Source organism: Niveibacterium sp. (assembly GCF_041909475.1).
GTDB lineage: Bacteria > Pseudomonadota > Gammaproteobacteria > Burkholderiales > Rhodocyclaceae > Niveibacterium.
Genome location: NZ_JAYRDJ010000025.1, coordinates 40,035 through 65,746, shown reverse-complemented (window position 1 = coordinate 65,746; position 25,712 = coordinate 40,035). Strand labels below are relative to the sequence as shown.

Here is a 25,712-nt window from a genome sequence, read left to right as displayed (position 1 = left end):
CTGTGTGGAGTGTTCCAAGTGCGGATAGAGGGCCCCCGGGCGGGGCTGGGTTTTTGCTTAATCTGGCAAATCCGCGCCGCTGCGCAAGGCGTCGTACAATCCACGGTTTGCTTCGGCCAAACCGTACACACCACCCCCGCCATGATCACCCGCTTCTCGCAACGCCAGCGCTTTTCCGCCATCGCGCTTATCTGCTTCGGCTTGCTCGGCACCGGCCTGGTGCTGCAGTCGCTCAAACACGTCGAGCCCTGCCCGATGTGCATCATGCAGCGTTACGCCTTCGTCGTGACCGGGCTGTTCGCGCTCATCGCCGCGCTGCATAACCCGCGCGGCCGCGGTGGCCAGCTTTACGCCGCGCTGATCGGCCTCGCCGCGGTAACCGGTTTCGGCATCGCTGCACGGCAAAGCTGGCTGCAGTGGTTCCCGCCGAAGTTCGTCGAATGCGGGCCCGACCTCGAATTCATGATGAACAGCTTCCCGCTCGGGCAAGCCCTGCCGATGATCTTCCAGGGCAGCGGCGACTGCGCCAAGGTCGATTGGACCTTCCTCGGCCTGTCGATCGCGAACTGGGCCGGCCTGTGGTTCGCCGCGCTCTTCGTGATGGCCCTGACCGTACTGCTGCAACGCCGCGAACGGAGCCGCTTCGCGCACTGACGCAAGCCTCGTTCGCGAGGCTTGCGCTAACTTAACCCGAATCCCGATGCAGCACCGTTCAAGTGGGTACCACCACCCACCGGAGCTGCATCATGACCATCCCACGCCTCACCCCCACCCTGTTGCTGTGGGCCCTTCTCGGGTGCCACAACGCCACCGCTTCGCTGGTCGAACTTGAAGTCATCGACCGCGATCGGGCCACACCGATCCAGACCCACACTCACCGCGGCGTGCGCTACGTTGCCGGCACGCCGGGCCAGCGCTATGCGCTGCGCCTGATCAATCAAAGCGGCAGCCGGGTGCTGGTCGTACTGTCGGTCGATGGCATCAACGCCGTCAGTGGCGAGACCGCGGCAGTCACCCAGACCGGCTATGTGCTGGAACCCTGGGCAAGCGCGGAAATTGCCGGCTGGCGCAAGAACATGGCCGAGACGGCGGCGTTCTATTTCTCGGCCCTGCCGGAATCGTACGCAGCCCGCACCGGCCGCCCGGACAACGTGGGCGTAATCGGTGCGGCCGTGTTCCGCGAGCGCGTCGCGCCACCGCCGCTGGCGATGCCCTCCGCAACCGCCCGCAGCGCCGAATCCGCCGCCCCAGCGGCGAGCGACATGGGCGCGCAAAAGACCGAACGCCTCGGGACCGGACACGGTGAGCGTGAATACGCGCCAAGCAGCTACACCGAGTTCGTACGCGCGCGCAGCACACCCGACGAGATCGTGCAGATCCGCTACGACAGCTACGCCAACCTTCTTGCCGCCGGCGTGATCCGGCGCGCGTATGTCACGCCAACGACGCCGCAGGCCTTTCCCGGATTTGTCGCAGATCCCCCGCGCTGATCGCCGCAACCGCGCTGCACCACAATCGACCACAGCGCACCGCAAGTGCGCCGTGGCGGCCCGCCGACATTCCGTTGGCTGGACGGAAAGCCCGATCCGGCGGGCGCCGTGCGTCAGGCACGCGCATTGCTAGGGAAGTACCGACCGGATCATCCGCTGCATGCCGGGCGCCACCGAAGGCCGCCGCTGCAGTTTCGCGATGATCCACCGCAGGGCCACGACGGCCTTCCGGGTGGCAAGCGCGGCCAACGACGGCCGCCGCACGGATCAGCGTAGATCCCCACGAACGCAAACACTTTTCTGCATGGCCGCTGGCCGTGCGCGTTTCGTCGAGGGATGCAACATGCGCAAACTCAAACTGGTGATGGTGGGCAACGGCATGGCCGGCTGCCGCACGCTCGAAGAGCTGATCAAGCTCGCACCGGACATGTACGACATCACCGTGTTCGGGGCCGAGCCGCACCCGAACTACAACCGCATCCTGCTCTCGCCGGTGCTCGCCGGCGAGATGACCGTGCAGGACATCATCCTCAACGACTGGGACTGGTACCGCGACAACGGCATCACCCTGCACACCGGCAAGACCGTCGTCACCATCGACCGCATCAACCGCAAGGTGATCGCGGACGACGGCACCGAGGCCGAGTACGACCGCCTGCTGCTCGCGACCGGCTCGACGCCCTTCATCCTGCCGGTGCCGGGCAAGGATCTGCCGGGCGTGATCGCGTATCGCGACATCAAGGACACCGACGAGATGATCGACGCCGCGGCGAAACACAAGCACGCGGTGGTGATCGGCGCCGGCCTGCTCGGCCTGGAGGCGGCCAACGGCCTCGCGCTGCGCGGCATGGACGTGACCGTGGTGCACATCGGCGAATGGATCATGGAACGCCAGATGGACCCGACCTCGGCGCGCATGCTGCAGAAGGCGCTGGAGGCGAAGAACATGCAGTTCCGCCTTGCCGCCAGCACGGCCGAGCTGATCGCCGGGGAGTCGGGCCGTGTCGCGGCGGTGAAGTTCAAGGATGGCGAGACGATCCCGGCCGATCTGGTCGTGATGGCCGCCGGCATCCGCCCGAATACCGCGCTGGCCGAGAAGGCGGGCCTGCACTGCAACCGCGGCATCGTCGTCAACGACACGCTGCAGACCTACGACCCACGCATCTACGCGGTGGGCGAATGCGCGAACCACCGCGGCACCGCCTACGGCCTGGTCGCACCGCTGTTCGAGCAGGCGAAGGTCTGCGCGAACCACCTCGCGATGTTCGGCATCGGCCGCTACCAGGGCTCGGTGACCTCCACCAAGCTGAAGGTCACCGGCATCGACCTGTTCTCGGCCGGCGACTTCATGGGCGGCGAAGGCACCGAGGACATCGTGCTGCACGACCCCGGCATGGGCATCTACAAGAAGGTGGTGATCAAGGAGAACAGGATTGTCGGCGCGGTGATGTACGGCGACACCGCCGACGGCGCCTGGTACTTCCAGCTGATGAAGGATGCGCAGGATGTGCATGACATCCGCGACCACCTGCTGTTCGGCAAATCGCACCTGGGTGACGTGGGCCACAAGGGCGCCAACAGCGCCGCCAGCCTGCCGGACACGGCGGAGGTGTGCGGCTGCAACGGCGTGTGCAAGGGCACCATCGTCAAGGCGATCAAGACGCAGGGCCTCTTCACGCTGGACGAAGTGCGCAAGCACACCAAGGCATCGAGCTCCTGCGGCTCCTGCACCGGCCTGGTCGAGCAGATCCTGGCCTCCACCGTGGGTGGCGCCTACACGCCGGCCGACTCGAACAACAAGGCGGTCTGCGGCTGTACCGATCTGTCCCACGGTGAAGTGCGCAAGGCGATCCGCGACAACAAGCTACTGACGATTCCGCAGGCGATGCACTTCATGGAGTGGAAGACACCGAACGGCTGCGCAAGCTGCCGCCCGGCACTCAACTACTACCTGATCTCGACCTGGCCGCACGAGGCGCAGGACGACCCGCAGAGCCGCTTCATCAACGAACGCGCTCACGCCAACATCCAGAAGGACGGCACCTACTCGGTCGTGCCGCGCATGCTGGGCGGCATCACCACGCCGGACGAACTGCGCGCGATCGCCGACGCCGCCGACAAGTACAAGGTGCCCACGGTGAAGGTCACTGGCGGCCAGCGTATCGACCTGCTCGGCGTGAAGAAGGAAGACCTGCCGCTGATGTGGGCGGACTTCGCCAAGGCCGGCATGGTCTCCGGCCACGCCTACGGCAAGTCGATCCGCACCGTGAAGACCTGTGTCGGCGCCGAGCACTGCCGCTTTGGCACGCAGCTCTCGATGAGCATGGGCGTCAAGCTGGAGAAGATGCTGTTCGGTATGTGGAGCCCGCACAAGGTGAAGCTCGCTGTCTCCGGCTGCCCGCGCAACTGCGCCGAAGCCGGCATCAAGGACGTCGGCGTGATCGGTGTGGATTCCGGCTACGAGCTCTACGTCGCCGGCAACGGCGGCATCAAGACCGAGGTGGCCGAGTTCTTCGCCAAGGTGAAGACCGACGAGGAGGTGATGGAGTACTCCGGCGCCTTCCTGCAGCTCTACCGCGAAGAGGGCTACTACCTCGAGCGCACGGTGCACTACGTGCAGCGCGTGGGGCTGGATTACGTCAAGAGCAAGGTCGTCGAAGACGCCGCCAACCGCCGCGCGCTGCATGAGCGCCTGCTGTTTGCCCTGCAGGGTTACAAGGACCCGTGGCAGGAACGTACCGAGGGTGCGCTCAAGCGCCCCTACATCCCGATTGCCGTCGTCGCGTAAGGAGAGCCGCCATGAGCGAATGGGAAGACTGGTTTGAAGGCGACGACGCAGCCGACTAGGCCTGCGCCCGACCCCACCCGAATGCACCGCGCCGCGCGCCCCACGGGCCGTGGCGCCAGAGAGGATCTTCATTCATGAGTACAGCCGTCATGGACACAGCAATCGACTGGAAGCGTGTGTGCACGCTCGACGAAATCCCGGTGCTCGGCTCGCGCGTGGTGCGCGGCACGAAGCACGGCGACATCGCGATCTTCCGCACCTCGGACGACGAAGTCTTCGCGCTGCACGACAAGTGCCCGCACAAGGGCGGCCCGCTGTCGCAGGGCATCGTGCATGGCAAGACGGTCACCTGCCCGCTGCACAGCTGGAAGATCGGGCTCGATAGTGGCGAAGCGGTGGCGCCCGATGTGGGCTGCACCCGCCCCTTCGCCGCCAAACTCGAAGACGGCGTGGTCTGGCTCAACGCCTGATCGTCAGCGGAGACACGGCACATGGATCGCACGCGTCGCCACTTGATCATCGCCGCGGCCAGCCTCGCGCCAGCCGCTTTCCTGTCGAACGCAATGGCCGCCACGCCGAAGGACGGCGGCCTCTCGATGCTCGAAGCCATCAACCAGGCCGGCCGCCAGCGCATGCTGTCGCAGCGCATGGCCAAGTGTTACGCACAGCAACTGCTCGGCGTGAAGGTGGATCAAGCGCAGCAGTTGCTCGCAGCGTCGGCCACCCGCTTCGATGAGCAACTCGCGAACCTGCGCCGCTTCACCGCGGCCAAGGATCGTGCCGAGGCGGCCGCCACCTACGAAAAGCTCGCCGCGCTTTGGGGCAGCTACCGCACGGCCGTCACCGCCGCACCGAACGCGGCAGGCCTCGCCACCGTCGCCAAGCTCAACGAGCAGGTACTCGCCACCGCGCATGAGGGCACGCAGCAGCTTGAAAAGCTGCAGGCGACACCGATCGGCACGCTGGTGAACCTCTCGGGGCGGCAGCGGATGCTCTCGCAGCGCATGGCGAAGTTCTACTTCTTCGAACGCGCCGGCCTCAATGCGCCCGAGACCACCGCCGCCCTGAAGAAGTCGCGTGCCGATTTCATCGCCGCTTTTGCGCAATTGAAGGCCGCACCGCAGAACAGCGCCGAGGTGCGCAACTGGCTCGCGCTTGCGGACACGCAGTGGCAGTTCTTCGACGAGGCGATTTCGCAAGCCGGCAACTCGCGCGAGCACGACCAGAACGTCGCGACCACCTCCGAAAACATTCTGGACGCGATGGACAAACTCACCGCGCTCTACACCCAACTGGGCTGAAACGATGAACAAGACCGCATTCCTCAAGGCCGGCCACACGCCCACGCTGCTCGCCGCCTTCCTGTACTTCGACCTCGCCTTCATGGTGTGGGTGCTGCTCGGCCCGCTCGGTGTGCAGATCGCCAAGGACCTCGCGCTCACGCCTGCGCAGAAAGGTCTGATGGTCGCCACACCGCTCCTGACCGGCGCCTTCCTGCGCATCGTGATGGGCGTGCTGGTGGACCAGCTCAAGCCCAAGATGGCCGGCGCGATCGGTCAGGTTGTCGTGATGGGCGCACTGTTCTTCGCATGGCAGCACGGCATCACGAGCTACCACGAAGTGCTGATCCTCGCCGGCTTCCTCGGTGTGGCCGGTGCCTCCTTCGCCGTAGCGCTACCGCTGGCCTCGCGCTGGTATCCGCCGGAACACCAGGGCACCGCGTTGGGCATTGCTGGCGCCGGCAACTCCGGCACCGTGCTGGCCGCGCTGTTCGCGCCCAGCCTCGCGATGGCCTACGGTTGGACCAACGTGTTCGCGCTGGTGCTGATCCCGCTGTCAATCGTGTTCCTGTTCTACCTCGCGGTGGCGAAGGACGCGCCGAACTGCCCGCCGCCGAAACCGCTGACGGACTACCTCGCCGTGCTGAAGGATCGTGACGCCTGGTGGTTCATGTTCTTCTACTCGGTCACCTTCGGCGGATTCTCCGGCCTTGCCTCATCGCTGACGATCTACTTCAACGCACAGTACGGGCTTGACCCGAAGATGGCGGGCTTCTTCACTGCGGGCTGCGTATTCGCGGGCTCGCTGGTGCGCCCGATCGGCGGCAACGTCGCGGACCGCATCGGCGGCATCAAGAGCCTCACGGTGATGTACGCGCTCGCGGCGCTGTTCCTCACCATCGTCAGCTTCGGCATGCCGACGGTCTGGAGTGCTGCAGCGGTGTTCGTCGGTGCAATGCTGGCGCTGGGCATGGGCAACGGCGCAGTGTTCCAGCTGGTGCCGCAGCGTTTCCGCAAGGAGATCGGCGTGATGACCGGCCTCGTCGGCATGGCCGGCGGTGTTGGCGGCTTCTACCTTGCCTCCAGCCTCGGCTACGCCAAGCAGATCACCGGCTCCTATCAGATGGGTTTCCTGATCTTCGCAGGCCTCGCGCTGCTCGCCTTGGCCGGCCTCACCGGCGTGAAGACCCGCTGGCGTACCACCTGGGGTGCGGCGCACCTCACCGCAGCGCGGATCTGAGCGCAGGAGTCATGCCCGAAACTGCCCCGGCCCTAACAGGGCCGGTTTTTGGGGGTGCTACGATCGTGGCACCCCATTTTTCATCTGTGGAGCAGCCGTGAGCCTGTCTGTCCGCCTGGGTCATGCTTCGCTCACCGGCCCGCGTGCCCGCAACGAGGACTTTGTCGGCGCGGTCACGCCGGAAGGCGCCGAGCTCGATAACAAGGGCCTGCTCGCCGCACTGGCGGACGGCGTCGGCGGCCATGCGGACGGGCGGGAAGCCGCGGAATTCACCGTGCGCAGCCTGCTCTGCGACTACTACGCGACACCCGATACCTGGGCGGTACCCAAGGCGCTCGACAAGGTGATCGGCGCCGCCAACCGCTGGCTGGTATCGCAGTCCGCCAAGCGTGGCGAGGCCGCCGGCATGGCCACCACACTCACTGCGGTGGTCCTGCGCGGCCGCCGCTGGATCAGCGCACATGTGGGCGACACGCGGCTGTACCTGCTGCGCGACGGCGCGCTGAAGCGGCTGACGGTCGACCATGTGTGGGAACACCCGGAGCTCTCCACCGTGCTGTCGCGCGCGGTGGGGCTCGATCGGCACCTGGCGGTGGACTACGCCGAAGGCGAACTCGCAGTGGGCGACCGCTTCCTGATCTGTTGCGACGGCGTGTGGGGCACGCTCAACGAGGCCCGCCTGCTGGCAATTCTGGAGAAATACGACGACCCGCAGGAGGCCGCCTTCGCGCTCGCTGACAGTGCGGTCGACAGCGGCAGCCAGGACAATTGCAGTGCGTTGGTACTGCAGGTGGATGTGCTGCCGCGCGACACACTGCGCGATGCGCTGTCGCGTATCCGCGCCTTGCCGCTACCCCCGGTGATGAAACCGGGTCAGCAGATCGACGGCCTGACGGTGGAAGACGTGCTGCACGAATCGCGCATCACGATGCTCTACCGCGTGCGCGCCGCCGACGGCACGCTCGCGGTGCTCAAGACACTGAGGCCGGATGCCGACGCACAGGACACCGCCGCGCTGGCGCATGAGGAATGGCTCGCACGGCGCGTGACCGACGCCGCCTTCCCGCAGGTGCTCGAGTGGCCGCAACGCAGCCACCTGTACTACCTGATGAGCTGGCACGAGGGCGAAACGCTCGCGCAACGGCTGGCGCGCGGGCACCGCTTCACGGCGGTGGAAGTCGCCGAACTCGGCCAGCGGTTGATGAAGGCGCTCGGCGCACTGCACCGCCTGGCGATCATCCACCGCGACGTGAAACCGGCCAATCTGCACCTGGGCCACGATGGGCGCCTGCGCCTGCTCGACCTTGGCGTTGCCGCCGCCGACGGCCACGACGAGCTGTTCAACGAGATCAACAACCCGGGCACACCTTCCTACATGGCGCCGGAGCTGTTCGCCGACGGCCGCGCGAACGAAGCATCGGATCTCTACGCTGCCGGTGTCACGCTGTACGAGTTGCTTACACGCAAGTACCCCTACGGGGAAGTCGAACCCTTCCAGCGCCCGCGCTTCGGCGACCCGGTGCCCTGCACGCGCTACCGACCGGATACGCCTGAGTGGCTCGAATCGGTGCTGCTGAAAGCCTGCGCGCGCGAGCCTGCGCAGCGTTTTGAAACGGCGGAGGAATTCCTGCTCGCGCTGGAACGCGGCGCCCACCGCCCGCTGCAGGTGCCGCGCCGTCGCCCGCTGGCGCAGCGCGACCCGCAACTGGCGCTGAAGCTGCTGGCGGCCGCGTCGCTACTGGCCAACGTCGTGATGCTCGCCTTATTGCTGCGCCACTGACCAGGCCACAGCGCTGCGCAAGGAGCGCAGCTAGCCCCTCGCTTTGCTGCCTCTACGTGGCGGACGCGGACTGCCCTACTCAGCCCACGGCCTGCGCCTGCGGCGAGCGCAGCGCGTCGGCAAAGTCATGGTTCACATCGCGATGCCCGGCTTCATCCTGGCGCACCGCAAGAATCACATCGCGCAAGCGCGCATTGGCCGGCAGGTTCCAGTAGTCGATCGCGATCTGCGGCGCCGGCACGTTCTCGTAGCGGCCGTTATCCACGCCCGCCAGATACTCGGTGTAGCTATACACCGCCTCTTCCTCGAAGTAGCCGACCATGCGGTGCGCGGTCTTCGGCGACACGAGATACAGCACGAAGAAGAAGTTGTAGAACGCGCCCTGCGCCAGCAGGATCAGGAAGCGCTCGAAGCCCGAAGGCTTGGCGATCTGGATGAAGGTCATCAGGTGCATGCGCTCGTTTTCGGCCTCGTCGAGCAACGTGCGGATCCAGCCGTGGTCATCGGACATATGTCGCAGCGCGCGCAGGTGCTGCAAGGTGCCGCCCACCATGCCCGGCACTGCGGCCACGGTTTCGAGCACCACCGCGCGATGGCCATAGCGGTTGGCGAAGAACAGATCGGCGAAGAAGCGCAGGAACTTGCAGATGCCGTACGCAATGCGGTCCTGCAGGCCCGCGGGGGTTCGGTGCGTAACGGCTGGCTCTGGGGCAATCATGGTGATGCACTCCTGATGGGGAAATCGCGAGGCCGGCCTCGTGAGCCCGCCTCAAGCCATGCTCCGCCACAGGTATCGCGGTCGCGGAGCGGGCTGCGCCCGGCCGCATGGCTGCGGCGGGCGTACCCGGCTAACGATCAGATAGACGCATCGACCACCAGGATGGTTCCGCCAACGCGGGGTCAGTTGAGCGCGCTGGCGAAACGCCCCAGACGCGGTTGCCAGTGATCGGTGATATCGGCCGACACCAGGATGTGCTTCGCGCGGCCGATGATGTCGCTGTGCGGCACAAAGCCGATGTAGCGGGAGTCCTCGCTGTTGTCGCGGTTATCGCCGAGCATGAAGTAGTGATCGGGCGGCACCACCACCGGCCCGAAGCTGAGTTTTGCCGCGACGCGATCAAGGAACTGCACTGTTCGCTGCTGGCCCGCGATGCTTTCGGTGGCACGCAGCGCAGGCACCGCGATGCCGGGGCCGACGCTTTCGACCGCCGGCTTTACATCGGCATAGCGAGCCGGCTGCCCGTTGAGGATCAGCACGTCGTCGCGCATTTCAACGACATCGCCGGGCACGGCAACCAGCCGCTTGATCAGGCGCGTGCCGTCTTTCGGCGAGTTGAAGGTGACGATGTCACCACGCTGCGGGTCGCCCAGGTGGCTCAGCGTGATGTTGGTCAGGGGCAGTTTCGCGTCGTAGGCAAGCCGGTTAACCAGCACCACATCGCCTTCCAGAATGGTCGGGCGCATCGAGCCGGTCGGCACCGGATTCCAGTCCGCCATCGCGCTACGGAACAGCCCAAGGCAGACAAGGAAGATCACAAAACCGCGGTTCTGCTTCAGCCAGTTTTTCATGGTGTCCTTTCGGTGCGTCGGAGGGATCGACGACACCCAGTCTGCCGCGCTCACCCCCTGCGCAAGGTGTCAGGACGCCATGAATTGCATCAAGTTGTTGTCGCGCTCAAGCTTCCGACATCGCGCGCTTGAGCATGCGGTCGTAGAGCACCACGTTCACCGTCGCGGCGAGGTTCATGCAACCGATGGTGGGTACGTAGACGATGTCGCGGCACCAGGCGGTGACGTTGTCTTTCAGGCTGCCGTCCTCGGGCCCGAAGATGTAGAACGCGCGCTCCGGGTGCTTGTACTGCGTCAGCGGCTGCGCGTTGGGATGGATTTCGATCGCCACCGGCACGCAGCCGAGCGGGATCACGCCCTGCAGATCCTCCACTCCGATCAGCGGAATCTGCAGATGCACCTGCTTGGTATCGGTACGGAATTCGCGCGCATGTTCGTAGCGCTTGCCGGTGTAAAACACCGAATGCACGCCATAACAGCCGGCCGCGCGCATCACCTCGCCAACGTTCGACGGATTCTTCGGATTCGCAAGGCCGATGCAGGCATAGCCCTCGTAATCGCGGACGGCCTGCTTGCGGGTGAGGGTTTCGATTTTAGACATGAGTGACTGCTTAACGGCGGGCCGCCATTTTAACGCTGACGGACTAAGCGCCCGGCGGCGACACGCGCCGAGTCCGCCGGGCGGCACAACCAGCCGGACGCGGCCTCACGGCCACGTCCGGCGTCGGCTGTGCACCGGCGATCAGGCAGCCTTGCAATGCAGCGGCACGACCTTGTGCTGAGCCACCTCGCCCAAGGGCAGAACCGTGCGGCCATACACTTCGTTAAGCACCTGCGCCGCCGCCGCGTAGATTGCCGACGCACCGCACAGGATGCCTTCCCAACCGGCGACCAGCTTCAAGGTCTCGTTGCCGGTGGCGTCCGCCACCGCGAGCAGCGCGAAGAGCACGGTGAGCGAAGCAAACACCAGCTGCGTTACACGGTTCAGGCGCAGCGTGCCGATGAATAACATCAGGGTCAAAACACCCCACATGGCAAGGTAAGCCGCCATGCCACCCGACGAAGTCGCCGCGGCAAGGCCGGTCTTCGGCAGCACGACCAGCGCTACCAGCGACAGCCAGAAGAACCCGTAGGAGGTGAATGCCACCGTGCCGAAGGTATTGCCCTTCTTCCACTCCATCAGCCCGGCGCACACCTGACAGATGCCGCCGTAGAAGATGCCCATCGCCAGGATCATCGAGCCCAGCTCGAACACGCCAGCGTTGTGGAGGTTGAGCAAGACCGTCGTCATACCGAACCCCAGCAGCCCGAGCGGGGCTGGGTTGGCGGTGTGGTCATGGGCTGCTGCATGGTCCTTCATCAAACTGCTCCTTGTTTTTTGGTGCCGCTTCGCGGCGGACCGCAAGGATGCTGCAATGCAGCATGACTTGCTTTCATGCAGATCAAGGGAGAGGGGATCGAGGTGCATTGCACAACCCACCACACATTTCGCGGAGGGCATTCTTCGATCGACCGCGATGAATCGAAGCGGCATTCCCGCTGAAGCCGGGTCCCGCCCCGGCGGGCGTCTTACTTTCTGGCAACAGCACCAGAAAGTAAGCAAAGAGTGCCGCCCGGCCTTCGCGGCCCTACGGGCTCCCCTCACTGCGGCATCGCCCGTCGGCCGGCCTCGCGAACTCGGCGCTGCGCGCCTCAAACAGCGAGCCCGGACTACCCCGCCGGCCGACACCTCCGCTCGGCGCTCTCGACGGGGCCCAAGGTCAAAACCGTCGATCTTTCACCGTGCGTCGCGCATCCGGGCTGAGAGAGTCCGGCTGCGGTCAAAAGTCGACGCTTTTCCAACCCCCTCTGAAACGCCGAGCAGCGCAGAAGCATCGGGTTCCGACGCGTAGCGGCGGTGGCGAGGACTGTCTGAGGCCCGCAGGGCCGAGTTCCGCAGCCACCCGATGCTTCGAGCAGCAAAGGGGCGCAGGCGGGGTTGCGCGAAGCACGCTTCGCGCCGCCGGAGCCGGCAGGCTGTGCAAAGCCTGCCGTGGAGCATTGAAGCGGGGCGACTTTCTTTGGGTACTTTCTTTGTTCGCACAAAGAAAGTACCCCGCCCGCCGGGGCGAGACCCGGCTTGAGCGGACACGGCGTCGCAGCGCGTCGCGCCCAACCGCAAGCCACACAAGAAAGGTCGAAATAACGCAGAAAACCAAACAGCCCGCCCCGGCTCACGCCGGGCGGGCTGTGCCATTCAACCTCCGCCGCCAATCAGGCCGGCGCCGAAGTCCTGATCAGGTGGTCGAAAGCCCCCAGACTTGCCTTGGCCCCCTCACCCATCGCGATGATGATCTGCTTGTACGGCACCGTCGTCGCATCGCCGGCTGCGAACACGCCTGGCACCGAGGTCTCGCCGCGGGCGTCGACTTCGATCTCGCCGCGCGGCGAGAGCTTGACGACGTCCTTGAGGAAGTCGGTGTTCGGCAGCAGGCCGATCTGCACGAAGATGCCTTCGAGTTCGATGTGGTGTGCTGCGCCGCTGACGCGGTCCTTGTACGAGAGGCCGTTTACCTTGCTGCCGTCGCCGGTCACTTCGGTGGTCTGTGCAGAGGTGATGACCTTCACGTTCGGCAGGCTGTGCAGCTTCTTCTGCAGCACCGCGTCGGCACGCAGGGTGTCGGCGAATTCGAGCAGGGTGACATGGGCGACGATGCCTGCGAGGTCAATCGCAGCCTCCACGCCGGAGTTGCCGCCGCCGATCACCGCGACGCGCTTGCCCTTGAAGAGCGGGCCGTCGCAGTGCGGGCAGAAGGCCACACCCTTGGTCTTGTACTGCTGCTCGCCCGGCACGCCCATCTCGCGCCACCGCGCACCGGTCGAGAGGATCACGCTGCGGCTCTGCAAGGTGGCGCCGGAGGCGAGCTTCACCGTGTGCAGGCCGCCCGGCGTGGCGGCCGGCTCCAGCCCGACGGCACGCTGCAGGTTCATCACATCGACGTCGTAGTCGCGCACATGCTGCTCCAGCCCTGCGGCGAGCTTGGGGCCGTCGGTGGCTTTGACCGAGATGAAGTTCTCGATCGCCATCGTGTCCATCACCTGGCCGCCGAAACGTTCGGCCACCACACCGGTGCGGATGCCCTTGCGGGCAGCGTAGATCGCCGCCGATGCGCCGGCCGGGCCACCGCCCACCACCAGCACATCGAACACGCCCTTCTGGTTAAGCTTCTCGGCTTCGCGCGCCGCGGCGCCGGTATCAACCTTGGCGAGGATCTCCTCGACGCCCATGCGGCCCTGGCCGAACAGCTCGCCGTTCAGGTAGATCGACGGTACGCCCATGATCTGGCGCGCATCGACCTCGGCCTGGAACAGCGCGCCATCGATCATCACCGCTTCAAAGTTGGGGTTCAGCACCGCCATCGTGTTGAGCGCCTGCACCACGTCCGGGCAGTTGTGGCACGACAGCGAGATGAAGGTCTCGAAGCTGAACTTGCCTTCGATCGCCTTGATCTGCGCGATCACGCCCTCTTCCAGCTTCGGCGCATAGCCGCTCACTTGCAGCAATGCGAGCACCAGCGACGTGAACTCGTGGCCCATCGGGATGCCGGCGAAATGCACGCGCGGCGTTTCGCCCTTGAGGCTGACGCCAAACGAGGGGCGGCGCGCGTTGCTGCCATCCACCCGCAGGGTGACTTTGTCCGACAAGGTGGCGACTTCTTCGAGCAAGCCGTGCAGTTCGCGCGACTTTGCGCCATCGTCGAGCGAGGCGACCAGCTCTATCGGCTGCACGAGTCGTTCGAGGTAAGCCTTCAACTGGGCCTTGATGTTCGCTTCAAGCATGGAGGCACTCCTTTTTGCGAGCCCTTGCGTCGGGCAAGGGCCGGGGGGTTCTGTGGATCGCAGTGCAAAGCGCGCTCGCCAACCCGCTTTGCACTGCGAGCCGCCGGGGCGGCTCTTTCGGCTTAAACCGTGGTGCTTTGGTCGCGAGCGGTCAGAGGTCGAGGGGAGAAGCGCAGCCGTACATGCGGTACGGCGAGCATCGCAGCCTCGAGATCTGACCGCGCAGCAGAAAGAACCGCGGTTTAAATCTTGCCGACGAGGTCGAGCGACGGCGCCAAAGTGGCTTCGCCTTCCTTCCACTTCGCCGGGCACACTTCACCCGGGTGGCTGGCAACGTACTGCGCAGCCTTGACCTTGCGCAGCAGCTCTTCGGCGTTGCGGCCGATACCACCGGCGTTCACTTCGATGATCTGGATCTTGCCGGCCGGGTCGACCACGAAGGTGCCACGCTCGGCGAGGCCGGCTTCTTCGATCAGCACGCCGAAGTTGCGCGACAGCAGGTGGGTCGGGTCACCGATCAGCGGGTACTTGATCTTGCCGATGGTCTCCGAGGTGTCGTGCCAGGCCTTGTGCGTGAAGTGCGTGTCGGTCGACACGCCGTAGATCTCCACACCCAGCTTCTGGAACTCGGCGTAGTTGTCGGCCAGGTCGCCCAGCTCGGTCGGGCACACGAAGGTGAAGTCGGCCGGGTAGAAGAAGAACACCGACCACTTGCCCTTGGTATCGGCATCCGACACCTCGACGAACTTGCCGTTGTGGAAGGCGGTGGCCTTGAAGGGCTTGATTTCGGTGTTGATAAGGGAAGCGCTCATGGTGTTTCTCCTGTGCTGTTCGGGGTAAGGACAAAGTGTTGTGCGACGGGATGCAGATTAGGGATTTGGCCAACATCAATCCAATTGATCGTGTCGATCACTTAAATAGGCTGCCCCTATCAACCGATCTTGCTGTCGCAGCCTGGCCACATCAGCCCGGCACACTCGATGGAATGAGGCGCCCGCTCCGATTCCTGACTGCCGCAATCGCGTTGCTGCTCGCCCCCAACGCGCAGAGCGACGATTCCGCGCAATGCGCCGCGAGCCTGCACGCGCTGCGCCAACTCGCCGGCGAGCCAACCTTCCCGCTGCGCTGGGAAGAAACCACGATGGACGATGGTCACCCGATGGTCGTATCGATCACCGAGCGCAACGGCGCGCTGATGCTGACGTTGGTGAAAAGCGGAGAGAACTTGTGGGCCGAAGGCGCCGGCGTGATCTGCCGCCGCGGCGCAGACCTCGAAGCCCGCCTGAGCAAAGACCAACTCCGCCTCGGCCCCGCCGCCAACTGGCTCACCCGCTTGGCGCTGGCCGACGGCTGCGCGATCACGCTGCGCCGCGGGAGTAAGCACTTACGGATCGCTACGCGGGGATGGAGTGGGCTGTTTGTGCCGCTCGTGGGCGATTAGGTTCTCCGCGCGCGGCGACCACCAGTGAATTTGCCGTGCAGCGTGACATGCCCTCACATAGGTAGCGAGGGAAATGGCGACAATATCCACCAGAAGCGTTTCGGTGTTCGCCGACCGTGAATTGCCGCATTCAGATTGCGGCAATTCACGAGTTCCGATGCGTCGATAGCACGCGCTTAGCTCGAACGCCGCGGATACGCACGCATCGCGGCAACGACCCCACCTAGCGAAGGATCTTTACGTGATTGGCTTGGCCTACCTCGTCCTTGGGGCAATCTATGTAGTCGCCATGGCCTGCCTTGTCGGGTGGGCTTGGCGGCAGGGGCGGAAACTGAACCGCAGCGTCGCCATCGCGTGTGCGACGCTCGCGTTTCTAAGCCTCTACTTGCCGGTTTTCTGGGACTTCATTCCGACGATCGTCGCGCACCGCTACTACTGCGCGAAAGATGCCGGAACAATCATAGGCACGGACCCCGAGCAGTGGATTAATCAGCACTCGGACGAGATCGCCGAGTTAAGAATTGATCCGCTAAACAAGCCGCAGGAATTCGAATACTTCACAACCCAAGATGGGTGGGAGGGATGGTATCCAAACAAGGCGGTCATGCGCCGACACCGAATCCAGCATGTAGGTCGGCCAATCGTAATCCAAAGGCTGGAGACTCAGATTGTTGACCTCCGAACACGCGCGATACTCGCATCGCACGTCGACTATCAAACCGGCAGTTCGTTCGCCAGTGGAAGCTACAAAGTCTGGAATTACAGCCCAACCTGCGATAGTTGGAAGTCACAGAACCCTTTTGAAGTGGCGACGACAAAATATGAACTCCGCGGCAAGTGAACGGGGATGCTCTCGTAGGCAGGGCGGAGCCCGGCGAGGCCCAACGTCTAGGAGGTGAGATAGACACCTACCGACGGCGCGTTGGCTGGAGTCCCGCCCCCAGCGGGCGTGTTACTTCTTATGCTTCGTCAAAAGAAGTAACCAAGAAAAGACGACCCGGCGTTCGCGGTCAGGTGCTGCGCACCTGACTCCCCTGCGCTGCTCGCGAAGTCGTGCGGCTGCGGAACTCGGCCCTGCGGGCCTCAAACAGTCCTCGCCGTCGGCGCTCTGCGCCGATCCCCCGACCCCGCTGCGCTGCTCGGCGCTCTCGACGGGGCCCAAGGTCAAAACCGTCGTGGGTTCGCCGCGCCTTGCACATTCAAAGCCTGAATGGAGCGAAGCGAAATCCCTGGCTGCCGCTGGGGAAAGTTCAAGAGCACTTCCCGAATTCCGGTCTTCGGCCTGCCTCCAGGCCACGGAAATCCGAACGCGGCGAAGCGTCGACGCTTTTCCTTCCCCCTCTGAAACGCCGAGCAGCGCAGAAGCATCGGGTTCCGACGCGTGTAGCGCGGCGGTGGCGAGCACTGTTTGAGCTCCGAGCGTAGCGAGGGCGAGTTGCGCAGCCACCCGATGATTCGAGCAGCGCAGGGCACCCTGCCGCAGGCGGGGCGTTGAAGCGGGGGCCGCTTCTTTGGTTCCTTTCTTGTCGGCACAAGAAAGGAACCCGCCCGCCGGGGCGGGACCCGGCTTCAGCGGACACACAATCGCAACGCGACACGGCGAATCGCAAGGCGAAAACGGGCAAACCGTCGGCCTTCAACAAACTCAACGCCCGCTCTCAATCACCCTGTCCGTCAGATCCGCCGGCAAATGCTTCTGCAAAATGCGCCGCAGGCTGCCATCCGCCCGCATGTCGGACAGGGCCTTGGCGAAGGCCTTGTGGACAGCCGGATCGAGCGTCTTGCGCGACAACACCACCGACATCGCGCCAGCGCTCGCACCCACGTCGACCTTGCGCAAGGGCCGGTCGCTGTATTGGCCCGCGTAGTAGGGCCAGGCGATCTCGCGCACGATCGTCGCATCGGCGCGGCCGATCGCCACCAGGCGCACGGCGTCGCCTTCCTCCGCAACCAGGCTGACCTGATCGCGTGCCTGCAACTGGCTGATCCAGGTATCCCACGAGGGGCCGTAGCGAAAACCGCTGGTGAGGGCGAGCGTCGTGTCGGGGTCGTTCATCGGATTGGCACTCACCGCCGTTGCACGTGTGTCGTTGCGCACCAGCAGCACATTGCGGAAGTGCATGTAGGGCAGGAAGACAGCAAAGCGCTCGCGTTCCTCGGTGGCCACGCCGGACATCGAAATATCCACTTGCGATGCTTCAAGCGCGGCCCACAGGCGGACCCGCGATTCGTACACCGGCTGCAGCATGCAACCGGTGCGGCGCGAGATTTCCTGCGCCAGGCCCACCTCGATACCGCGGCCTTCACCATTCGGCCCGCGGTAGAACAAGGGCGGGAGCATCGAATACGCGAGGTGCAATGGCCGTGTGCAGAGTTGTTCGGCGTTTGCCGTGGCAAACCCCGGCCTCGCCATGAGCAACAAGGCAGACAACGCAAGCAGCAGTATTCGGCGAGCGCGGGTCACGGAAGGATCGGGCAATCGCAAATGTGGTGATGCAGTATGGCTCAGCACGCCGTACCTCGCCCGGCGCGGGCGCCAAAAACCTTGACTGCGCCGGGGCCGGCGCTGAGAGTGACGGCTACCCCACCCGCACATCGAGGAGCCCGCGATGACCGCCGCCCCCCCCACGCCCGCCCCCCGCAAGCTTGATCTGGTGTTCGAACGCCTCGTCGACCTGCCGCCCGATGCAATCTGGCGAGCCTGGACGACGCCCGCGCTGATCACGCAGTGGTTTACCCCCGCGCCGTGGGAAACCATCACCAGCGAGATCGATCTCCGGCCCGGCGGCCGCTTCTACACCGTGATGCGCTCGCCAGAAGGGCAGACCTTCCCGCATGAGGGCTGCTACCTCGTGGTGGAGCCGAACACGCGCTTGGTGTGGACCAATGCGCTGGGGCCCGACTACCGCCCCGCGGATACCTCGGCCGGCGGCCCAGTGATCACCGCCGAGATCACGCTGACGGCGGAGGGCAATGGCACCCGGTATCACGCCCTCGCCCGCCACGCCACCGAGGCGGCCTGCCAGGCCCACGCCGCGATGGGCTTTGAGGAAGGCTGGGGCAAGGCGCTCGATCAGCTCGTCGCGCTGATGAAGCGCCAGCAGGGCTGAGCCATGAATCCGCCGTGGTGGAAGACCTGCGTCGCCTATCAGATCTACTCGCGCAGCTTTTGCGACAGCAATGGCGACGGCGTGGGCGACCTGCGCGGCATCATCTCGAAGCTCGACTACCTCGCCAGCCTCGGCATCGGCATGGTCTGGCTGTGCCCGGTGTACGCCTCGCCGAACGACGACAACGGCTACGACATTTCGGACTACGAGGCGATCCAGCCGGATTTCGGCACGCAGGAGGACTGGATCGCGCTGCGCGACGGGCTGCACGCGCGGGGCATCCGGCTGGTGATGGATCTGGTCGCCAACCACAGTTCGGACGAACACGCATGGTTCGTCGAATCTCGCACGGCCAAGGATTCCGGCAAGCGCGACTGGTATATCTGGCGCCCGCCGGCAGCGGACGGCGGCCCGCCCAACGACTGGCAATCGGTCTTCGGCGGCCCGGCCTGGGAATACGACGCAGCCACCAGCGAGTACTACCTGCACCTGTTCTCGAAGAAGCAGCCGGATCTCAACTGGGAGAGCACCGCCTTCCGCACCGAACTGTTCGCGATGATGCGGCGCTGGGTGGCGCTGGGCATCGACGGCTTCCGCATGGACGTGATCAACCTGATCTCAAAGCCCGATGGCCTTGGGGCGGGCGGTAACGAGGGCAGCATGGATCGCGCCCTCAACGGCCCACGGATGCGCGACTACCTCGCCGAGATGCGACGCGAAGTCTTCGCCGGCACGGACCTCGTCACCATCGGCGAAACGCCCGGTATGCCACTCGAACTCGCACGCGAGGTCACGGACGAACGCGCCCCGCTGCTCGACATGCAGTTCCACTTCGAGCATGTCGATCTCGACCACGCCCCCGGTGTCAGCAAGTGGGACAGCACCCCAATGGCGATGCCCGCACTGCGCGCCACACTTTCGCGCTGGCAGGACGGGATGGAGCCGCACGGCTGGAACAGCCTGTACCTGGGTAACCACGACCAGCCGCGCGCGGTATCGCGCTATGGCGACGACGGCCGCTACCGGCGCGAATCCGCCACGCTGCTGATGACCCTGCTGCTGACGCTGAAGGGAACGCCGTTCATCTATCAGGGCGACGAAATCGGCATGGCCAATGTCGCCTTCGATTCGATCGCCGACTACCGCGACATCGAAACGCTCAACGCCTGGCGCTGGCTGACCGACACACGCGGGCTTGATACGGCAAGCGCCCTGGCGATGATCCGCAAGAAAAGCCGCGATAACGCGCGCACGCCGATGCAGTGGTCGGCAGCGCCGAACGCCGGCTTCAGTGCGGCAGCGCCTTGGATCGGGCCGAACCCGGACTACACCGGGCACAACGTCGCCGCGGCCGAGGCCGACCCGGATTCGGTGCTGCACTACACCCGCAGGCTGATCGCGCTGCGCCAAGGCACGCCGGCGCTGCACAGCGGCCGCTACCGCCTGCTCGACGCCGAGCACCCCGCGCTTTGGCTCTATGAGCGCACGAGTGAAATGGGGCGCTGCGTCGTCGCGCTGAATTTCTCCGACACCACTCAGCCGCTCCCCCCGGCACTTGCGGAGCTGCCCTGCCTGCTGACAAACCACCACAATCCGGCAGCCGACACGCTGGCCGCGTGGGAGGCAAGAATCCTGGGGCCGACGTGACGTTCCGCGCTCAACCCGGCGCTCCGCGCTGCCGTTATCGGACAAACAATCCGCAGCACCAAAGCGACATGGCTTGATGGTCTCAGCAGCGCTGATCCGCCTCTTTTGCATCGTGGCAATGTTGGCCGGCGTCTCTGCGCGTGCGGCAGACGAAGCTGCGCCCACCAGCGACTGGCTGCAGGATCGCCTGCGCTTGTCAGGTTTCGGTACCGCCGGTTACTCGTGGTACAGCTCAACCGACGCCGACTACGTCGGTACGCAACAGCCGGACGGCCCGGGCCGCACCGGCCAGTCCAGCGGAAGTCTCGATTCAAACCTGGGGCTACAGCTCGATGCGCGGATAACCGGCAGTCTCGGCGCGACGCTGCAAGTGCTGTCCGAGTATCTGCCGGAAGGCACCTGGACGCCGCGCCTGAGCGTCGGGAGCCTGCGCTGGGAGGCCACCGATCAGCTCGCACTGCGCATCGGGCGCTTTCAGTCCTCCACCTTCCTCGCCACCGACTACCGCTATGTGCGCTTCGCCAACCCGTGGCCACGTCCGCCACGCGAGGTGTATGGCGTGCAGCCGACCACCCGGCTCGACGGCGCAGACCTGAGCTGGCACATGCCGCTCCAGGGCGGGCGGCTGCAACTGCGCGCGGGCGGCGGGGAGGTAAGCAGTGGCGCCGTCGCATCGAGCGCGGGCCAGAAGACGGACGAAATCGTCTATCGCGGCGGCTTCCTGCGCTGCCAGTGGGAATCCGGCGCGTGGCTGGCGTCCGCGTCGTTCACGCATAACCGTGTCAGCTTCGCCCCCGGCGGCGTGGTCGGGCAGGCGCTCCAATTGCTGGCGAAGCTCGATCCAGCCGCTGGCGAGGCGGCGATTGTGGAAGACAAACCGAACACCGCGCTCGCGCTGGGGCTGGCCTACGACAGCGACACCTGGGTCGTGCAGGCCGAATGGGCGCGGGCCTGGAACGACAGCATCCTGATCGATCGCAGCGGCGCCTACCTGCAAGCCGGCCACCGATTCGGCCCTGCCCTGCCCTACCTGATGCTCGCCGAACGCTGGACCCACGGCCAGAAAATCCATTCCGCCAACCCCGCCGCCGAATCTCTGCTGCGCGTGCTCTACCGCAACCAGCACAGCGATCAACGCTCGCTGACGCTGGGCATGAACCTCGAACTGCGCGAGCGCCTGATGCTCAAAAGCGCGCTGGAGTGGGTCAAGCCCGATTCGGGGGGAACCGGCCTGCAGGGCAACATCGGGCCAGGCTACTCGCGCGAGGCGCCGAAGTCCGAGCGCCTGCTCACCCTTAACCTGGACTTCGTCTTCTGATGCGCGCCGCACTCGGCTCCCTGCTCTCGGCGCTATGGCTGTCTGCCTTGCTGCAGCCGGCCGCGCTTGCGGCGGCGGGCGAAGACAGGGTCGCGGTGATCGTCAGCGCATCGGTTGCGATCCACCAACTGAGCGCCGCCGATGTGCGCGAACTGTTCCTCGGGCGCAAGCAGGTGCAGGCCGGAGACATTGCGCTGCAGCCGGTGGATAACGCCGACAAGCAGGCGCGCGATCTGTTCTACAGCGGCGTAGCCGGCATGAGCGGCACGCGCGTGCGCGCCTACTGGGCGCGGGTCGTGTTCTCGGCGCAGGGCAGGCCGCCGCCCGAACTCTCGCCCACCGAGGTAGGCCGACGCGTGATGGAGCAGCCAGGCACGCTGGGTTACGTGAACGCGGCCAACGTGCCAGCCGGTGCGCGCGTGCTGTTCACCTTCCCGTAGCAGCTTCCGACTGCACGGTGCCGGCGCGCGATCCGGCCTTACTTCAGCACTTCGATGATCTTCACGCCCACTTCGTAGACCGCTGAGCCGTTCACCGGGTGGCAGCGCTTGACCTGTGCGCGCACATGCATCGGCGGGCCGGCGAGCGGGCCTTCGTGCGGGCGCACGATCACTTCGAAGATTTCGTCGGGGCGCGGCACATACACGGTGTGCAGCGTCATGCCGTCGACGCTCAGATCCACGCAGCGCGCCTTGCGCGGCGGGTGTTGCGAGGCGGCCGGCTGGATGAAGGCTTCCGTGCCAAGCGGGATGCGCACCGCGGTGCGGCGCTCGCGATCCCCGTGTCCGTTATTCATTGCGGGTCTGCTCCCTGGACTGTTGCCGCCGGCTGGTGGCCCGCAGCATTTGTTGTGCCGCTAGGTTACCCGAAGCATCAGCGCTGCGCGGGGGCTGATCCCTTGCAATGAAAACGGCCCGCGCGGGGCGGGCCGTTGTGGTTGAACCAAGCCAAGGATCAGGCGGCCTTCTTCATCTGCTTCTGATACAGGAACTCCAGGATCGCGGCACGGCAGCCGACGTATTGCGGATCGTGCGCGAGTTCGAGCCGGTTGCGCGGTTTGGCGATGCTCACGTCGAGGATCTCGCCGATCGTTGCGGCCGGGCCGTTGGTCATCATCACCACGCGATCCGACAGCAGCACGGCCTCGTCGACATCGTGGGTCACCATCACCACCGTGGCGCCGGTCTTCGCCATCACGCCGATCAGCTCGTCCTGCAGGCTGGCGCGGGTCAGCGCGTCGAGCGCGCCGAAGGGCTCGTCCATCAGCAGCACCTTGGGCTCCATCGCGAAGGCGCGTGCAATGCCGACACGCTGCTTCATGCCGCCGGAGATTTCGTGCGGGTACTTATGCATCGCGTGCTCCATATGCACCATCTCCAGCGCGGCCTCGGCACGCAGCTTGAGTTTGATCTTGCGCTCGCGGGTGCCGAACACGCGCTCGACGGCGAGGTAGACGTTCTCGAAACAGGTCAGCCAGGGCAGCAGCGAATGGTTCTGGAACACCACCGCGCGCTCCGGCCCCGGCCCGGCCACCTCGCGCCCGGCGCAGATCACGTTGCCCGAGGTCGGTAGCGTGAGCCCGGCGATCAGGTTCAGCAGCGTGCTCTTGCCGCAGCCGGAGTGGCCGATCAGCGAGACGAACTCGCCTTCGTCGATCGCCAGATCAATATCGCGCAGCGCGGTAAAGCGCCCGCTCTTGGTGTCGAAGGCCATGCCGACGTTTTCGACTTTCACCATGGGTTTGCTCATGACGGGGCTCCGGTGCGAATCAGTTGTTGCCGTAGGAGAAACGCTTGGCGATCAGCAGCAGCGCCTGTTCCAGCATCAGGCCGACGATGCCGATGACGAAGATCGCGATCACGATGTGCTCGACCTTCAGGTTGTTCCACTCGTCCCACACCCAGAAGCCGATACCGACACCGCCGGTGAGCATTTCGGCCGCAACGATCACCAGCCACGCGGTGCCGATCGAGAGCCGGATGCCGGTGAGCATGTAGGGCAGCACAGCCGGGAACAGGATCTTGGTGATGATCTTGAACTCCGACAGGTTCAGCACCCGTGCGACGTTCATGTAGTCCTGCGGTACGCGCTGCACCCCCTGCGCGGTGTTCAGGATCATCGGCCAGATCGAGCAGATGAAGATCGTCCAGGTCGCGGCCGGGTCGGCCTTCTTGAACACCAGCAGGCCGATCGGAAGCCACGCCAGCGGGCTGACCGGGCGCAACAGCGAGATCAGCGGATCGAGCATGCTGTTGAGGAAGTTGAAGCGCCCGATCAGGAAACCCATCGGAATGCCAACCAGCGCCGCCACGCCGAAGCCGATGCCGACACGCTGCAGGGACGACAGGATGTTCCAGCCGATACCCTGGTCGTTCGGGCCGTTGCGATAGAACGGGTCGGCGAAGATCTCGACGGCCGCAGCCCAGGTCTGCAAGGGGCCAGGGAAGCCCTGCGTCTTCATCGCCACGATCGCCCATACACCCAGCAACAGGCCGATGCCGAACAAAGGCGGCAACACCCGTTTGAGGATGGCATTCACGCGTTGGCCCAGCGGCACACGGTAACGCGGCTCGGCAGCGGGTTTTGCCGCGGCTTGCGCTGCGGTGCCAGGGGTGGCCGCCGCGGCAGCGTGGGAGCGGGGCTCGGTGGCGCCAGCATTGGCAGCAAGGTCGGAAGCAGTCATCGAAACAGCGCTCATGTCGTACTCCTCCGCGCGGCTCACAGCGGCCACGCCGATAAGGGGGTCCCAGGACCGCAGGAAGCTGCGGCCCGCATCGATGGCGATCTCAGGCAACTTTGATCTTGAAGCTGCCGGCGTACTTCTTCGCGTCCTTGCCGTCCCACACCACGCCGTCGATCAGCTTGCTGCTGCGCATATCCGACTTGGGCAGCGACACCCCTGCGGCGGCGGCCGCCTGTTTGTAGATATCGATGCGGTTGATCGACTTGGCCACAGCCGCGTAGTCCACCTCGCCCTTGAGCAAACCCCAGCGCTTGTGCTGCGTGAGGAACCACATGCCATCGGACAGGTAGGGGAAATTCACCGCGCCGTCATTGAAGAACTTCATGTGGTTCCTGTCGTCCCAGCTCTTACCCAGCCCGTTCTGGTAGCGGCCCAGCATGCGTTCGAGGATCACGTCCATGTCGGTGTTGACGTAGGACTTCTGTGCGATCGTCTCGGCCGTCTTGCGGCGATTCGCCAGCGAGGCATCGATCCAGCGGCCGGCTTCGAGGATCGCGGCGGTCATTGCGCGCGCGGTGTTCGGGTTCTTCTGTGCGAACTCCGCGGTGGTGCCCAACACCTTCTCGGGGTGGTCGGTCCAGATGTCCTGCGTGGTGACCGCGGTGAAGCCGATCTTGTCCATGATCGCGCGGTTGTTCCACGGCTCACCGACACAGAAACCGTCCATGTTGCCGACACGCATGTTGGCCACCATCTGCGGCGGCGGCACGGTGATGACCTTCACATCCTTCATCGGGTCGATGCCGTTTGCGGCCAGCCAGTAGTACAGCCACATCGCGTGCGTACCGGTCGGGAAGGTCTGCGCGAAGGTGTATTCGCCCGGCTTCGCGGCAACCGCCTTCTGCAGCGCCGCGCCGTCGGTCACGCCCATGTCGCGGAACTTGTTGCCCAGCGTGATCGCCTGACCGTTGTTGTTCAGCGTGGCGAGCACCGCCATGTCCTTCTTCGGGCCGCCGATACCCATGTGCACGCCGTACACCAGGCCGTACAGCACATGCGCCGCGTCCAGCTCGCCGTTGACCAGCTTGTCGCGGATCGAGGCCCAGGAGGCCTCCTTGGTGGCGATGATCTTGATGCCGTACTTCTCGTCGAACTTCTGCACTGCGGCCATCACCACCGACGCACAGTCGGTGAGCGGAATGAAGCCGATGCGGACTTCCTTCTTTTCCGGCGCATCCGAGCCTGCAGCCCAGGCGCCCGAGAAAGGCATCACGCTGGAAGCGGCCGCTGCGCCGCCCAGCGCGAGGGTCTGGCGCAGGAAGCCGCGACGGGTCAGTTCATTGTCCGAGGGGCGATCGATCATGGTGTCTCTCCGCAGCAAGGGTCAGGGAATCCGCAAAACAAAAAGGCGCCCGCCGTGCGTGGTCACCACGCTCGGAGGACGCCCTTGTCCGTTGCCGCCCGGGCTGCCGCCATTGGCAGGCCTCGGACCGCTGCAGCCGCCGCCATTGGCGCCTGCTTTGCCAACCCCTTGGCAATGCGCGTGC

The 25,712-nt window shown here is 65.3% G+C and carries 24 protein-coding genes; 13 read left to right on the top strand and 11 right to left on the bottom strand.

The window, feature by feature from the left end; all coding sequences use genetic code 11:
• The first annotated feature begins 141 nt into the window (after positions 1-141).
• The 7 genes from ACE3P0_RS15660 to ACE3P0_RS15630 all read left to right on the top strand — a co-directional run bounded on the left by ACE3P0_RS15660 (position 142) and on the right by ACE3P0_RS15630 (position 8,578).
• Complete coding sequence (locus tag ACE3P0_RS15660; RefSeq protein ID WP_374403654.1) at positions 142-654, top strand: disulfide bond formation protein B; 513 nt, start codon at positions 142-144, stop codon at positions 652-654.
• Between the two features lie 92 nt (positions 655-746).
• Positions 747-1,490, top strand: a complete 744-nt coding sequence (locus ACE3P0_RS15655; protein ID WP_374403652.1) for a hypothetical protein — start codon at positions 747-749, stop codon at positions 1,488-1,490.
• Between the two features lie 343 nt (positions 1,491-1,833).
• On the top strand, positions 1,834-4,278 hold the full coding sequence (nirB, locus tag ACE3P0_RS15650) for a nitrite reductase large subunit NirB (protein WP_172197010.1): 2,445 nt from the start codon (positions 1,834-1,836) through the stop codon (positions 4,276-4,278).
• A 161-nt stretch (positions 4,279-4,439) separates the two neighbouring features.
• Positions 4,440-4,748, top strand: a complete 309-nt coding sequence (gene nirD / locus ACE3P0_RS15645) for a nitrite reductase small subunit NirD (protein ID WP_343073499.1) — start codon at positions 4,440-4,442, stop codon at positions 4,746-4,748.
• A gap of 21 nt (positions 4,749-4,769) precedes the next feature.
• On the top strand, positions 4,770-5,579 hold the full coding sequence (locus ACE3P0_RS15640) for a type IV pili methyl-accepting chemotaxis transducer N-terminal domain-containing protein (protein ID WP_374403651.1): 810 nt from the start codon (positions 4,770-4,772) through the stop codon (positions 5,577-5,579).
• A 4-nt stretch (positions 5,580-5,583) separates the two neighbouring features.
• Entirely contained in the window at positions 5,584-6,798 is a 1,215-nt protein-coding gene (locus ACE3P0_RS15635; protein WP_374403649.1) for a nitrate/nitrite transporter, read from the top strand.
• Between the two features lie 97 nt (positions 6,799-6,895).
• On the top strand, positions 6,896-8,578 hold the full coding sequence (locus ACE3P0_RS15630) for a protein kinase (RefSeq protein ID WP_374403648.1): 1,683 nt from the start codon (positions 6,896-6,898) through the stop codon (positions 8,576-8,578).
• Between the two features lie 79 nt (positions 8,579-8,657).
• On the opposite strand, the gene ACE3P0_RS15625 is transcribed toward ACE3P0_RS15630, so the two are convergent.
• From ACE3P0_RS15625 to ahpC, 6 genes are all read right to left on the bottom strand, one after another.
• The gene (locus ACE3P0_RS15625; RefSeq protein WP_374403647.1) at positions 8,658-9,296 is read right to left on the bottom strand and encodes an alternative oxidase; all 639 of its coding nucleotides are present in this window, start codon (positions 9,294-9,296) and stop codon (positions 8,658-8,660) included.
• 182 nt (positions 9,297-9,478) lie between these two features.
• Entirely contained in the window at positions 9,479-10,147 is a 669-nt protein-coding gene (gene lepB / locus ACE3P0_RS15620) for a signal peptidase I (protein WP_374403646.1), read from the bottom strand.
• A 106-nt stretch (positions 10,148-10,253) separates the two neighbouring features.
• Positions 10,254-10,748, bottom strand: coding sequence for an RNA methyltransferase (locus tag ACE3P0_RS15615; protein WP_374403645.1), 495 nt, complete (start codon positions 10,746-10,748; stop codon positions 10,254-10,256).
• Positions 10,749-10,889: 141 nt separating this feature from the next.
• A complete protein-coding gene (locus ACE3P0_RS15610) occupies positions 10,890-11,507 on the bottom strand; it encodes an acetate uptake transporter (RefSeq protein ID WP_374403644.1) in 618 nt (205 codons plus the stop codon).
• An 893-nt stretch (positions 11,508-12,400) separates the two neighbouring features.
• Positions 12,401-13,966 (bottom strand): alkyl hydroperoxide reductase subunit F, encoded by a 1,566-nt coding sequence (gene ahpF, locus ACE3P0_RS15605; protein ID WP_374403643.1) that lies wholly within the window; start codon positions 13,964-13,966, stop codon positions 12,401-12,403.
• Positions 13,967-14,208: 242 nt separating this feature from the next.
• On the bottom strand, positions 14,209-14,778 hold the full coding sequence (gene ahpC / locus ACE3P0_RS15600) for an alkyl hydroperoxide reductase subunit C (RefSeq protein WP_172196986.1): 570 nt from the start codon (positions 14,776-14,778) through the stop codon (positions 14,209-14,211).
• Between the two features lie 173 nt (positions 14,779-14,951).
• Here ahpC and ACE3P0_RS15595 point away from each other — a divergent pair, with 173 nt between their 5' ends.
• Complete coding sequence (locus ACE3P0_RS15595; protein ID WP_374403642.1) at positions 14,952-15,407, top strand: hypothetical protein; 456 nt, start codon at positions 14,952-14,954, stop codon at positions 15,405-15,407.
• 241 nt (positions 15,408-15,648) lie between these two features.
• A complete protein-coding gene (locus ACE3P0_RS15590) occupies positions 15,649-16,248 on the top strand; it encodes a hypothetical protein (protein ID WP_206253838.1) in 600 nt (199 codons plus the stop codon).
• Positions 16,249-17,052: 804 nt separating this feature from the next.
• On the opposite strand, the gene ACE3P0_RS15585 is transcribed toward ACE3P0_RS15590, so the two are convergent.
• Positions 17,053-17,748, bottom strand: a complete 696-nt coding sequence (locus ACE3P0_RS15585) for a substrate-binding periplasmic protein (RefSeq protein WP_374403641.1) — start codon at positions 17,746-17,748, stop codon at positions 17,053-17,055.
• A gap of 268 nt (positions 17,749-18,016) precedes the next feature.
• Between ACE3P0_RS15585 and ACE3P0_RS15580 the strand changes: the two genes are divergently transcribed.
• The 4 genes from ACE3P0_RS15580 to ACE3P0_RS15565 all read left to right on the top strand — a co-directional run bounded on the left by ACE3P0_RS15580 (position 18,017) and on the right by ACE3P0_RS15565 (position 21,922).
• A complete protein-coding gene (locus ACE3P0_RS15580; RefSeq protein ID WP_374403640.1) occupies positions 18,017-18,517 on the top strand; it encodes an SRPBCC family protein in 501 nt (166 codons plus the stop codon).
• Positions 18,518-18,520: 3 nt separating this feature from the next.
• Entirely contained in the window at positions 18,521-20,164 is a 1,644-nt protein-coding gene (locus tag ACE3P0_RS15575; protein WP_374403639.1) for an alpha-glucosidase, read from the top strand.
• 76 nt (positions 20,165-20,240) lie between these two features.
• On the top strand, positions 20,241-21,482 hold the full coding sequence (locus ACE3P0_RS15570; RefSeq protein ID WP_374403638.1) for a hypothetical protein: 1,242 nt from the start codon (positions 20,241-20,243) through the stop codon (positions 21,480-21,482).
• Positions 21,482-21,922, top strand: coding sequence for a hypothetical protein (locus ACE3P0_RS15565; protein WP_374403637.1), 441 nt, complete (start codon positions 21,482-21,484; stop codon positions 21,920-21,922). The genes ACE3P0_RS15570 and ACE3P0_RS15565 overlap by 1 nt, the downstream gene beginning before the upstream one ends.
• A 38-nt stretch (positions 21,923-21,960) precedes the next feature.
• Here the strand turns inward: ACE3P0_RS15565 and ACE3P0_RS15560 are convergent, their stop codons facing one another.
• The 4 genes from ACE3P0_RS15560 to ACE3P0_RS15545 all read right to left on the bottom strand — a co-directional run bounded on the left by ACE3P0_RS15560 (position 21,961) and on the right by ACE3P0_RS15545 (position 25,528).
• Positions 21,961-22,278 (bottom strand): PilZ domain-containing protein, encoded by a 318-nt coding sequence (locus ACE3P0_RS15560; RefSeq protein ID WP_374403635.1) that lies wholly within the window; start codon positions 22,276-22,278, stop codon positions 21,961-21,963.
• Positions 22,279-22,436: 158 nt separating this feature from the next.
• A complete protein-coding gene (locus ACE3P0_RS15555; protein WP_374403634.1) occupies positions 22,437-23,231 on the bottom strand; it encodes an ABC transporter ATP-binding protein in 795 nt (264 codons plus the stop codon).
• A 19-nt stretch (positions 23,232-23,250) separates the two neighbouring features.
• Entirely contained in the window at positions 23,251-24,180 is a 930-nt protein-coding gene (ntrB, locus tag ACE3P0_RS15550) for a nitrate ABC transporter permease (RefSeq protein ID WP_374403633.1), read from the bottom strand.
• An 88-nt stretch (positions 24,181-24,268) separates the two neighbouring features.
• Positions 24,269-25,528 carry a CmpA/NrtA family ABC transporter substrate-binding protein gene (locus tag ACE3P0_RS15545; RefSeq protein WP_374403632.1) on the bottom strand — a complete coding sequence of 420 codons (1,260 nt, stop codon included), beginning with the start codon at positions 25,526-25,528 and terminating at the stop codon, positions 24,269-24,271.
• Positions 25,529-25,712: the final 184 nt, after the last annotated feature.

Excerpts from the sequence above, each read along its gene's own strand:
- ACE3P0_RS15565 (WP_374403637.1), top strand. The coding sequence starts at position 21,482 with ATGCGCGCCGCACTCGGCTCCCTGCTCTCGGCGCTATGGCTGTCTGCC.
- ACE3P0_RS15635 (WP_374403649.1), top strand. The coding sequence starts at position 5,584 with ATGAACAAGACCGCATTCCTCAAGGCCGGCCACACGCCCACGCTGCTC.
- ACE3P0_RS15595 (WP_374403642.1), top strand. The coding sequence starts at position 14,952 with ATGAGGCGCCCGCTCCGATTCCTGACTGCCGCAATCGCGTTGCTGCTC.
- ACE3P0_RS15555 (WP_374403634.1), bottom strand. The coding sequence starts at position 23,231 with ATGAGCAAACCCATGGTGAAAGTCGAAAACGTCGGCATGGCCTTCGAC.
- ahpF (WP_374403643.1), bottom strand. The coding sequence starts at position 13,966 with ATGCTTGAAGCGAACATCAAGGCCCAGTTGAAGGCTTACCTCGAACGA.
- nirB (WP_172197010.1), top strand. The coding sequence starts at position 1,834 with ATGCGCAAACTCAAACTGGTGATGGTGGGCAACGGCATGGCCGGCTGC.
- ACE3P0_RS15545 (WP_374403632.1), bottom strand. The coding sequence starts at position 25,528 with ATGATCGATCGCCCCTCGGACAATGAACTGACCCGTCGCGGCTTCCTG.
- ACE3P0_RS15615 (WP_374403645.1), bottom strand. The coding sequence starts at position 10,748 with ATGTCTAAAATCGAAACCCTCACCCGCAAGCAGGCCGTCCGCGATTAC.
- ACE3P0_RS15655 (WP_374403652.1), top strand. The coding sequence starts at position 747 with ATGACCATCCCACGCCTCACCCCCACCCTGTTGCTGTGGGCCCTTCTC.
- ACE3P0_RS15660 (WP_374403654.1), top strand. The coding sequence starts at position 142 with ATGATCACCCGCTTCTCGCAACGCCAGCGCTTTTCCGCCATCGCGCTT.
- ACE3P0_RS15570 (WP_374403638.1), top strand. The coding sequence starts at position 20,241 with ATGGTCTCAGCAGCGCTGATCCGCCTCTTTTGCATCGTGGCAATGTTG.
- ntrB (WP_374403633.1), bottom strand. The coding sequence starts at position 24,180 with ATGAGCGCTGTTTCGATGACTGCTTCCGACCTTGCTGCCAATGCTGGC.
- ACE3P0_RS15610 (WP_374403644.1), bottom strand. The coding sequence starts at position 11,507 with ATGAAGGACCATGCAGCAGCCCATGACCACACCGCCAACCCAGCCCCG.
- ACE3P0_RS15560 (WP_374403635.1), bottom strand. The coding sequence starts at position 22,278 with ATGAATAACGGACACGGGGATCGCGAGCGCCGCACCGCGGTGCGCATC.
- ACE3P0_RS15580 (WP_374403640.1), top strand. The coding sequence starts at position 18,017 with ATGACCGCCGCCCCCCCCACGCCCGCCCCCCGCAAGCTTGATCTGGTG.
- lepB (WP_374403646.1), bottom strand. The coding sequence starts at position 10,147 with ATGAAAAACTGGCTGAAGCAGAACCGCGGTTTTGTGATCTTCCTTGTC.
- ACE3P0_RS15575 (WP_374403639.1), top strand. The coding sequence starts at position 18,521 with ATGAATCCGCCGTGGTGGAAGACCTGCGTCGCCTATCAGATCTACTCG.
- ahpC (WP_172196986.1), bottom strand. The coding sequence starts at position 14,778 with ATGAGCGCTTCCCTTATCAACACCGAAATCAAGCCCTTCAAGGCCACC.
- ACE3P0_RS15585 (WP_374403641.1), bottom strand. The coding sequence starts at position 17,748 with ATGCTCCCGCCCTTGTTCTACCGCGGGCCGAATGGTGAAGGCCGCGGT.
- ACE3P0_RS15640 (WP_374403651.1), top strand. The coding sequence starts at position 4,770 with ATGGATCGCACGCGTCGCCACTTGATCATCGCCGCGGCCAGCCTCGCG.
- ACE3P0_RS15625 (WP_374403647.1), bottom strand. The coding sequence starts at position 9,296 with ATGATTGCCCCAGAGCCAGCCGTTACGCACCGAACCCCCGCGGGCCTG.